The organism is Peribacillus muralis (assembly GCF_001439925.1).
GTDB classification, from domain to species: domain Bacteria; phylum Bacillota; class Bacilli; order Bacillales; family DSM-1321; genus Peribacillus; species Peribacillus muralis.
The window spans coordinates 21,965-31,967 of sequence record NZ_LMBV01000033.1; the positions used below are offsets into that span (position 1 = coordinate 21,965).

At 47.2% G+C, this 10,003-nt stretch carries 8 protein-coding genes and 1 tRNA gene; 2 read left to right on the forward strand and 7 right to left on the reverse strand.

What is annotated here, in order from left to right:
* Positions 1–154 precede the first annotated feature (154 nt).
* The 6 genes from menC to ASU00_RS22295 all read right to left on the reverse strand — a co-directional run bounded on the left by menC (position 155) and on the right by ASU00_RS22295 (position 7,617).
* Complete coding sequence (gene menC, locus ASU00_RS22270) at positions 155–1,258, reverse strand: o-succinylbenzoate synthase (RefSeq protein WP_057915649.1); 1,104 nt, start codon at positions 1,256–1,258, stop codon at positions 155–157.
* On the reverse strand, positions 1,255–2,736 hold the full coding sequence (locus ASU00_RS22275) for an o-succinylbenzoate--CoA ligase (protein ID WP_057915650.1): 1,482 nt from the start codon (positions 2,734–2,736) through the stop codon (positions 1,255–1,257). The genes menC and ASU00_RS22275 overlap by 4 nt, the downstream gene beginning before the upstream one ends.
* 86 nt (positions 2,737–2,822) lie before the next feature.
* Entirely contained in the window at positions 2,823–3,641 is an 819-nt protein-coding gene (menB, locus tag ASU00_RS22280) for a 1,4-dihydroxy-2-naphthoyl-CoA synthase (RefSeq protein WP_057915651.1), read from the reverse strand.
* A gap of 13 nt (positions 3,642–3,654) precedes the next feature.
* The gene (gene menH, locus ASU00_RS22285; RefSeq protein WP_057915652.1) at positions 3,655–4,464 is read right to left on the reverse strand and encodes a 2-succinyl-6-hydroxy-2,4-cyclohexadiene-1-carboxylate synthase; all 810 of its coding nucleotides are present in this window, start codon (positions 4,462–4,464) and stop codon (positions 3,655–3,657) included.
* The gene (menD, locus tag ASU00_RS22290) at positions 4,461–6,212 is read right to left on the reverse strand and encodes a 2-succinyl-5-enolpyruvyl-6-hydroxy-3-cyclohexene-1-carboxylic-acid synthase (RefSeq protein ID WP_057915653.1); all 1,752 of its coding nucleotides are present in this window, start codon (positions 6,210–6,212) and stop codon (positions 4,461–4,463) included. Before menD ends, menH begins: the two co-directional genes overlap by 4 nt.
* On the reverse strand, positions 6,205–7,617 hold the full coding sequence (locus ASU00_RS22295) for an isochorismate synthase (protein ID WP_057915654.1): 1,413 nt from the start codon (positions 7,615–7,617) through the stop codon (positions 6,205–6,207). The genes menD and ASU00_RS22295 overlap by 8 nt, the downstream gene beginning before the upstream one ends.
* A 297-nt stretch (positions 7,618–7,914) precedes the next feature.
* On the opposite strand from ASU00_RS22295, the gene ASU00_RS22300 reads away from it, so the two are divergent.
* Entirely contained in the window at positions 7,915–8,835 is a 921-nt protein-coding gene (locus ASU00_RS22300; RefSeq protein ID WP_057915655.1) for a 1,4-dihydroxy-2-naphthoate polyprenyltransferase, read from the forward strand.
* A gap of 147 nt (positions 8,836–8,982) precedes the next feature.
* Entirely contained in the window at positions 8,983–9,726 is a 744-nt protein-coding gene (locus tag ASU00_RS22305; protein WP_057915656.1) for a TraR/DksA C4-type zinc finger protein, read from the forward strand.
* Between the two features lie 117 nt (positions 9,727–9,843).
* Here ASU00_RS22305 and ASU00_RS22315 read toward each other — a convergent pair.
* Positions 9,844–9,934, reverse strand: a tRNA-Ser gene (locus ASU00_RS22315).
* Positions 9,935–10,003 lie beyond the last annotated feature (69 nt).

The window sequence follows — 10,003 nt, forward strand, 5'->3', positions numbered from 1 at the left end:
TCCCCCCGTTATTTTCTATATTTTATTATATTATACAAAAAAATCCATTAAATAAAAAATAGACAAAGCCCCATTTTCCAAAAAAAAATGTAACTTTGCCTTTGAAGGTCTTCCATATTGATGCAAAAGAGGAGCATGCACCTCTTTTACTGTGTTACCTGTAAGTTTCACTATACGTGGTCAAAGCCTTGAGCCGCTTTTCATTGATGGAAACACCGATTCCTGCAATTTCTGGGACCTGGATCATCCCCTTCTCGACAACGACTTCAGGCACGATGATATCTTCTTCCCAATAGCGGGAAGAAGAGGAAATGTCCCCAGCAATCGTGAACCCCTTCAATGTGGCAAGGGCAATATTGTGGGCACGTGATATGCCAAATTCAATCATTCCGCCACACCATACCGGTACGTCATGTTCCACACAAAGATCATGGATCTTGACAGCCTCCGTCCATCCGCCCACTTTGGCCATCTTGATGTTGATTACCCCACAGCTCCCAAGTGCGAGGGCACTGTTGGCATCATGAAAGGAATTGATGCTTTCATCAAGGCAGATCGGAGTCTGCAGCTGTTTTTGCAATCGGGAATGTTCTACGATGTCGTCATGTCCCAGTGGTTGCTCAATCATCATCAGATTATACTTATCAAGCTTTTGCAGATGGGGAATGTCATTAAGGGTGTATGCTGAATTGGCATCCGCCATTAGCGGGATGTCGGGATACGCGCCGCGAATTTGCGATAAAAACTCGAGATCATGACGAGGATCGATTTTTATCTTATATCTTTGATAACCCGATTGGGAAAAGGCTTCAATTTGGCGCATCGCATCTTCCACATCATTGGAGGCGATGACGACGCCCGCGGCGACCTCACTTCGTTCACCGCCAAACATCCGTCCGAGATAGATTTCCTGCTGCTTTGCATATAGATCCAGGATGGCCTGTTCCAATGCCGACTTTGCCATCGCATTCCGTCTGATCCCGCTCCATAAGCTCTGCAGCTCCCCGGGATTCCGGGGCTTACTTGCCAATGTCAACGGAATCAAGAAATCCTCCAGCATATGAAAGCATGTTTTGATCGTTTCCTCGGTGTACCAAGGACTCGAAAAAGGCACCGCTTCTCCGTATCCAATCAGCCCATCTTCATCTTTTGCTTCGACAATGATGACTTCCCTGTCGTTCACCGTCTCGAGATGCGTCTTGAATGGCTGCTTTAAAGGGGCCTTGATGACCTTTAGCGTAATGGACGATAACTTCATTGCCATTCCTCCATTTTCTTCTTCAGTTCCCTTCTCAACAGCTTGCTGGCACCATTTCGCGGAAGCCTATCGCAAAAGATCACGTTTCGGGGAATTTTATATGAAGCCAAGGACTCCCTGCAATAATCAAGCAGGTCGCTCTCACTTTGCTCCGCCCCTTGATGCAAGACGACAAAAGCGAGCGGCACCTGTCCCCATTTTTCATCTTCGGTCCCCGTCACTCCCGCTTCGAAAACATCAGGATGCCTGCTGAGGACATTCTCAATTTCTGCCGGATAGACATTTTCACCGCCGGAGATGATTAAATCCGATCGTCGATCAAGTACATATAAAAAGCCTTCCTCATCTAGATAACCAAGATCTCCCGTATAAAGCCAGCCGTCAATGATCGCCTGCTGTGTAGCGTCCAATCGATTGAAATAGCCCTTTGTCACATTCGGACCCGAAACAACGATTTCCCCCGCCATACCCGGTTCACACAGCTTGCCATCCTGCTCGACCTTTAACTGCGCAGGAAATAAAGGTTTTCCGGCAGATCCGATTTTCGTCATGCTGTACTCTGGTGCCAGCGTCACGATTTGCGAAGATGTTTCCGTCATCCCATACGATTGATAGACGGGAATCTTCTTTTCCTTACAAGCCTCCAGTAAATGAACAGGTGCAGGTCCGCCGCCTAACAGGATACAGCGAAAAGAATCGGGATAGCCTGATTTTTTCAGGTCATGCACCATCCTATTCAGCATCGTCGTCACGACCGAGATGATCGTCACGCCACGTTCCTGAATGGCCCTGTTCGCTTCCCGCTCATCGAACCGCTCCGCCAAAACGACCTTCATCCCATAAATCACGCTTTTCATCAGGATGGATAAACCACTGACATGAAAGATCGGAACTGCACAATACCAGGAATCACCCTCATGCAATCCAAGGTTCAACACCGATCCGACTGCACTCCACCAATGGTTGCCGAATGTTTGGATCACACCTTTTGGGTTTCCGGTCGTACCTGATGTATACATGATCGTGGCGGTATCCTCCAGATAAAACTGCTGAAGAATCTCTGCTGCTCCTTCAACCGGCAATTGTTCGATTAAAAGAAGGGGCAAATCAGGGAAAATACCATCAATATCATCAAGCTTGCTTGCGAAGGATCCTTCAGAGACCAAGTAGGAGGCACCACTGTCTTCAATCTGCCACGCCAGTTCTTTTGCCGTTAATTTATTATTCAGCATCACGATCTTCACACCGAGATAAAATAGTGCGTGGATGGCGACGACTCCATCAATATGATTACGGAATAAGACTGCGCTTGTATCGCCAGACTTGAGACCAGCGCTCGCCAGCCTGCATGCCATCTTCTCCGATAATGTATGCAGCTCAAGAAAGCTATACGTTTGACCTTCAAACTCGATTGCGGGGCGATCCGGTGAAAGATGCGCCCGGTTTTTAAGCCAGTTTGGCAACTTTTCTTCTGCCATGAACGACTTTCCTCCTCTACTTACATATAGAAAACAGCCCGGCGATGATTCGCCAAGCTGTCCGTCTTATTTCTTCATGCATTTCATCAAGGGAAACGCGGGAATTGTCCAAAGTCCGGAGTGCGTTTTTCTTTGAACGCATCGCGGCCTTCTTTTGCTTCTTCTGTTGTATAGTATAGTAATGTAGCGTCACCAGCCAATTGTTGAAGACCTGCAAGGCCATCCGTGTCAGCATTCATTGCCGCTTTCAGGAAGCGAAGGGCAGTCGGGCTCTTCTCAAGCATTTCTTCACACCATTTCACTGTTTCCGCCTCTAATTCATCCAATGGCACGACCGTATTGACCAATCCCATATCCAATGCTTCCTGTGCATTGTATTGACGGCATAGGTACCAGATTTCGCGAGCCTTTTTGTGGCCGACGATGCGCGCCAGGTAGCCAGAGCCATAACCAGCATCGAAGCTGCCCACATTCGGTCCGGTTTGTCCAAAGACGGCATTGTCAGCCGCAATCGTTAAATCACAAACCACATTCAAAACATTTCCGCCGCCGATTGCATAACCTGCCACCATCGCCACGACCGGTTTTGGAATTACGCGAATCAAGCGCTGCAAATCAAGCACGTTTAGACGTGGAATGTTATCTTCGCCAACATATCCGCCATTGCCGCGCACTTTTTGGTCTCCGCCTGAACAGAAGGCTTTGCCGCCTACACCCGTTAAAATGATAACACCGATGCTAGAATCATCACGTGCCCTTGCGAATGCATCAATCATTTCAGCAGTCGTTTTTGGCGTGAAGGCGTTATGTACATGTGGCCGGTTGATCGACACTTTCGCAATCCCATTATATTTTTCGTATAAAATCTCATCATACTCACGTATTGTTTCCCATTGAATCGTCATTTAAATTCCTCCTTTAATTTCGCTTTAAAAACTCACTTATTATTTTACCAAACTTTTCTCCATCTTCCACATGAATCGCATGTCCGACACCATTTATTATTTTCCATTCGGCGTGCATCAGCTGCTTTTTCATCGCGTGTGCGATGTCACGAAACTTAGGATCCAATTCCCCGGTTAGGAGCAGGACAGGAAAATCAAGCGTTTGCAGATCCCCCCAGTAGGAAGCCTGACTGCCTGTACCCATGCCGAGAAGGCTATTGGAAAGACCGACAGAGTCATTTGCCAGACGCTGCTCCCGAATGGAAGCCCTCGTTTTGGACGATAAGTGTTTTTGGCTTTCAAAAAGCGGGATGCTTTCCCAATGGTCCACGAATGCTTCCATGCCAAATTCACGAATCCGCTCGGCAAGTTTCTTATCATTTTGCTTACGGATTTCTCGCTCCTGTGCGGTTGCAAGGCCTGGTGACGCACTCTCCAAAATCAATGTTTCGACATATTCAGGATACAAACAGGCAAACGCCAGCGCAAGCCTTCCCCCCATCGAGTAACCAAGGATAGAAGCTGTTGGGAAATGGAGCTCATCGAGGATATGCTTAATATCTCCAGCAACGCTTCCCAACTCATATCGTCCTGGATCGGAGGGTGACGATGTCATGCCATGTCCAATTATGTCGACCATGATCATCGTATAGCTCTCACGAAGCATCGGAATAAGGAATTTCCACGTATCCCGATTTCCCGTGAATCCATGCAATAATACCAATGGTTCTCCATTTCCCGCTATTTCAACAGCATAAGTGACATTGCTGCTGACAATTTTCATGATATTTCCCTGTCTAACACCAATTTTATTTCCTGGGAAACAAAACTCCACAAATTTCGATGCTTGTGCAAATTGGACTCCCTTTCGGTCGGTACCTCAATGATCTTCAAGCCTTGAATCTGAAAAGACTCCGTAACTACCCTCTTCAGCTCATCCCATGATTGCACTTTGTTGTATTTCCCTCCATAAAGCTTGGCTGTATGGGAAAAATCAAGGCCATGGGGCGTTCCGAAAAGCGTTTCGAAATGTTCCTTCTCATTCGCCTGCGGCAGGAACGAGAAGATGCCGCCCCCGTCATTATTTATCAATAAAATTGTGATATTCTGCTTTTGCAGCTTGGCCGCAAGCAAGCCATTCATATCATGGAAAAAGCTCAAATCGCCGATTGCCAGCACGGTATTTTCTGCGACCGTACTTACCCCCAGCGCAGTGGACACAACACCGTCAATGCCATTTGCACCTCGATTGGCCAAAGTTTTGATACCTTTTTCATTGTTCATGAAGAAGGTATCCAAATCACGGATCGGCATGCTATTGCCGACAAACAGCGTGGAATGCTGCGGCAGCATATCAGCAAGCAGGGCGAACAGCTTCCCTTCGCTTAACTCCGCTTCATCGCGGACGGAGGCCAAGGCATTTTTCGTCGCCCCGTTGATGGTCTGCCATATGCGCAGCCATTCATCCCCAGCGGCACCGCTGATTTTTTCACCGACCCGCTGACAGAAATCCCGCTCCTCGCAGTAAATCATGTTCGTCGCCAAGCCAGCTGGTTCGCGCCACCCTGCCCCGCCGTCAACGACAAGGGTGATGGCCTGCTTTTGCTTTTTCATGAATAGCAATAACGGTTTTGAAACAGGCATGGCACCGAAGCGAATGATCACGTCCGGACTGAACGACGCTTTTGTTGTTTCATCGCGCAGAAAGGTATCGTACGCATCAATTATGACGCCCTTGTCGTGACTTCCGCTCCTAAGCTGGGAAAGGGGATCGGCCAATAGCGGGAAAGCAAGCGTTTCCGCTAATGCGACAATCTCCTCTTTCATCTCTGGGTCCGGTAATTCACCACATACAATCAGCCCTTGCTTCGCTTGTGACAATGTGGTTGCAACCGCTTCAATTTGTGATGCGGAGAGTGTGCGCACTCCGCTCTCGATCAATACTGCAGGAGCTAGACGCTTTTGCCTGCATTCCTTCGCTTGCTCCAGATTCGGTATCAGCGGCTCGCGAAGCGGGAAATTCAAATGTACTGGACCTGCCGGATCTGCCGCTGCTGTAGCGACAGCCCTAGCACCGACCGTTCTTGCATACCGAATCATTTCATCGGTGCGCTCGGGAAGGGCCATTTCGATAAACCACTTCACTTGCCGCCCGTATAAATGTATTTGATCGATGGCCTGTGGGGCACCGACATCACGCAGCTCATGCGGTCGATCGGCGGTAAGCACAATAAGTGGCACCCTTGAGTAATAGGCCTCGATGATGGCGGGGTAATAATTGGCTGCCGCCGTGCCGGACGTACAAAGAAGTCCGACAGGTTCTTTTAAGGCCTTAGCCATACCAAGGGCAAAAAAAGCGGCCGAACGCTCATCCACATTAATATGAATTTCAATATCAGGATGTTCCACCAGCAATATAGCGAGCGGGGTGGAGCGTGAACCCGGGCTCACCACCACATGCTTCACCCCGTTTTCTGCCAGCTCATCGACAAATGAAGCAGCATATGCTGTCAATGCATCTTGGTCATTCATTAAGATTTCCTCCTAAAGCACTTAACATCGGATTGAATTTAATCCCCGTTTCCCGGTACTCTGCCACGGCAGTTGAATCCTCCACAACGCCGCAGCCCGCAAAAAGCGATGCCTCATTGTCCTGTATCAGGGCAGAGCGTATTCCTACAGCGAACTCCCCATTTCCATAGGTGTCCATCCAGCCTAACGGTCCCGCATAGAAGCCGCGTTCAAGGCCTTCCATTTCCCTAATTCGGATAACGGCCTTTTCTTTAGGAAGCCCGCCCATGGCAGGTGTCGGATGAAGGTTCTCAACGAATTGTAAAATCGTGATACCTTCCTTTGCTACACCGCGGATCGGCGTATACAAATGCTGGATATGACGGTTTTTCATGAGCCTCGGTCCGTCCGGAACCAGGACCTTTTCACATACGGCATCAAAAGCATTGGATATCATCGACACGACATATTGGTGCTCTTGTAAATTCTTTTGATCTTGAAGCAATTCATTGCCAAGGATAACATCTTCATGCTCATCTTTCCCTCGTCCCATCGAACCGGCAAGACAGGTAGAAAAGACTTCATTTCCCTGCTTTTTAATCAAGCGTTCAGGAGTCGCGCCGACAAAGCAATCTCCACCCGCTTCCAAACTGAAAATATAGCTTAATGGCTGCTCTGCAATCAATTGCTCAAGCACCTTCCCTGAATCTATCGAGCGTTCGAATGTAAGACGCAGTTCCCTAGCCAAGACAATCTTATCGAGATCCGTCGTCTTGATTTCCTCTACTGCCTCCGTAACCGTGCGCTTCCACTCCTCAGGCCGTGCCTCCCTCTGCTTAACAAGGGAATTAAGACCGCATAAAGCAGCACCATCCAAGCTCTCGAAAAGGAAAGCTTCCCGTTCATTTATCATATCTCTGAAGAGTTTCTCTGAATCATCAGGCGAACAAAGTAAGTTTGTCGTTAAGTAAGCTTGTTTCCCCACTATTGATAGCATGAAGGCAGGTATATAAAACAGGTTGTCCCCGAATTGGTTCCAAAGGAGTGTACTGTTAGATTCATAATCAAAAGAAAAGCCCCCAAACAGTAAGGGACCTGTTGCTTCTACTTCGGTCACTCCCGTTTTGACAGCAGTTTCCTGCAGTTTGATCCAGCTCTTTTCGACTTCCCTATAACGTTCTGCATTCGCTGCCGCCTTGAGTGTCTTAACATTGCCTAAACCAGTGATGGTTATTTCCTTTGCAGGATCCTCCCAAAAAAAGCGTTCACCCGCATACCGTTCTCTTCCAGCTTGATAAAATGAAAGGGGGTTGGTGCCTTGAATTTTCTTAATATGACTGAATAGAACTTGATCATTCAAGTCCTTCGCCTTTTGTATAGCTGAAGCCAGCCCCTGAAACTGTTCAGTTTCTTCCGAGATAGCCAAAAAAATCCCCCCAAATGTACATTTTAAAAGCTTTTTAACCTATTTAAAGATACACCTCCCGTCAACCTGATGTCAATAAAACGCCCCTTTTCCAATCGATACTTGCCCGCTTTTTTCCTTATTATATGAAACTTGGCGAATGAAGCGAAACATCCTTGAATTTGGAAGTGAATCACCGCTTGATTCAATTGACACCCGCCCCGACTTTACCTACACTTAATAGGGTAACTTTTGTGCAACATTTCAATTTTTGTTATAATTTCGAGAGTACCCATACTGATTTTGAGGAGAGAACCAATGCAAACAGAATACGACGAACTTCCCCTTAAACGGACCTGGAAGATTTGGTGGGAGTTAATTCGTCCACATACACTAACCGCAGCTTTTGTCCCGGTCTTGCTTGGAACGGTGATTGCGCTTTTGGAAGATGGCGTCAATTGGCTGCTATTCGCTGCCATGATGATTGCCAGTATCCTGATCCAGGCTGCGACGAACTTATTCAATGAATATTATGATTTCAAAAGAGGCTTGGATACCGAGGAATCGGTTGGCATCGGCGGCGGGATCGTACGCCATGGGATGACCCCAAAACTCATCATGACCTTGGCCCTTGCTATGTATGCCATCTCCATGTTACTTGGAATCTACATTTGTGCCGCATCATCTTGGTGGCTTGCTGCAGTAGGGTTGGTCTGCATGCTTGTCGGCTATCTTTATACAGGTGGCCCACTGCCCATCTCTTATACTCCTTTCGGAGAGCTTTTTTCAGGGTTGTTCATGGGCTTTTTGATCATTTTAATTGCCTTTTTCATTCAAGCCGGATATGTTTCCCCGACTGCCATTTTAATTGCCATACCGAGCGGAATATTGGTAGGATTGATCAACCTCTCCAATAACCTCCGTGACCATGATGGCGATAAGGCACATGGTCGCAAAACGATGCCTGTCGTGATGGGCAGGAAAAACGCCTTGACCTTCATGGCCATCATGTTTGCCTTTTCTTACCTATGGCTGGTTGGCTTGGTCGTTACCGGAAATGTAACGGCCTGGATTCTCCTTGCCTTCCTAAGCATTCCAAAAGCGATGAAAGCAGTCAAAGGCTTCGTCGGTAAGACCCAGCCGATCACGATGGTTCCGGCCATGAAAGCCACGGCCCAAACCAATACCATCTTTGGCCTGCTTATGGCGATTGGATTATTCATCAGCTATTTTATTTAACTTTTAAAGGACTGAGTTCATTTCACTCAGTCCTTTTTTCTATCATCCGTTTCATTTTGTTTTCCTATACACCAATTCGGGTAATAGATAATACAACCATCTTACCAATAATTAATAGATACATACTTTAGAAGGAGTGAAATGAATATGCCAACCAAACAACAAACACAAACGTTAAAAAAAGAACTGCTTCAGGAAAAAGCAGAACTCGACAATAGGATACAAAATGAAGAAGGAACTTTACTGAATGAAAGCCAGACGGAATCCGTCGGGGAATTATCGTCCTATGATAATCATCCGGCTGACCTTGGCACCGAATTATTCGAGATGGAACGAAATCAGGCACTTGATGAACACGCCCAAGCTGAAATGGAGAAAATCAAGGAGGCGTTGAATGCAATTGAAGAAGGATCTTATGGCCAGTGCAAAACCTGCCAGATGGAAATCCCTATCGATAGACTTGAAGCTGTCCCGAGCACACTCTATTGCGTCGAGCATGCACCGGAACGCACCAATGCTCAAGACCGTCCAGCTGAAGAAGACATATTGATTCCATCCAAGGGGGACGACTTTCAAAACCGTCATGGTAAAGAAATAGTCGATCATGAAGATAGCTTCGGTGAAGTCGCCAAATTCGGGACATCCGAAACGCCATCCGACTACACCGGCGATCATGACAATTATAATGATCTTTATCGCACCGAAGATGAAACGAATGGATTTCCTGAAGACTATGAGGGATTTGCCGCAAATGATATCCAAGGTAGAAAAAGAGTGGATATACAGAATAAAAGGAAAAAGGAATATGAAGATACATTGGAAGAAAAGAATATCGATTCCAAACTAGGCGACATCCCCTATAAGCAAAAAGATGGTTATATCGAGGAATAGAAATAAAAAAAAGAAGCATACATGATGTATGCTTCCTTTTTTGTTATGACCCGTACGGGATTCGAACCCGTGTTACCGCCGTGAAAGGGCGGTGTCTTAACCGCTTGACCAACGNAATGGCGGAGAAGGAGGGATTTGAACCCTCGCGCCGCTCGCGCGACCTACACCCTTAGCAGGGGCGCCTCTTCAGCCTCTTGAGTACTTCCCCATGGCTCCGCAGGTAGGACTCGAACCTACGACCGTTCGGTTAACAGCCGAATGCTCTACCACTGAGCTA

Excerpts from the sequence above, each read along its gene's own strand:
- menC (WP_057915649.1), bottom strand. The coding sequence starts at position 1,258 with ATGAAGTTATCGTCCATTACGCTAAAGGTCATCAAGGCCCCTTTAAAG.
- ASU00_RS22275 (WP_057915650.1), bottom strand. The coding sequence starts at position 2,736 with ATGGCAGAAGAAAAGTTGCCAAACTGGCTTAAAAACCGGGCGCATCTT.
- menB (WP_057915651.1), bottom strand. The coding sequence starts at position 3,641 with ATGACGATTCAATGGGAAACAATACGTGAGTATGATGAGATTTTATAC.
- menH (WP_057915652.1), bottom strand. The coding sequence starts at position 4,464 with ATGAAAATTGTCAGCAGCAATGTCACTTATGCTGTTGAAATAGCGGGA.
- menD (WP_057915653.1), bottom strand. The coding sequence starts at position 6,212 with ATGAATGACCAAGATGCATTGACAGCATATGCTGCTTCATTTGTCGAT.
- ASU00_RS22300 (WP_057915655.1), top strand. The coding sequence starts at position 7,915 with ATGCAAACAGAATACGACGAACTTCCCCTTAAACGGACCTGGAAGATT.
- ASU00_RS22305 (WP_057915656.1), top strand. The coding sequence starts at position 8,983 with ATGCCAACCAAACAACAAACACAAACGTTAAAAAAAGAACTGCTTCAG.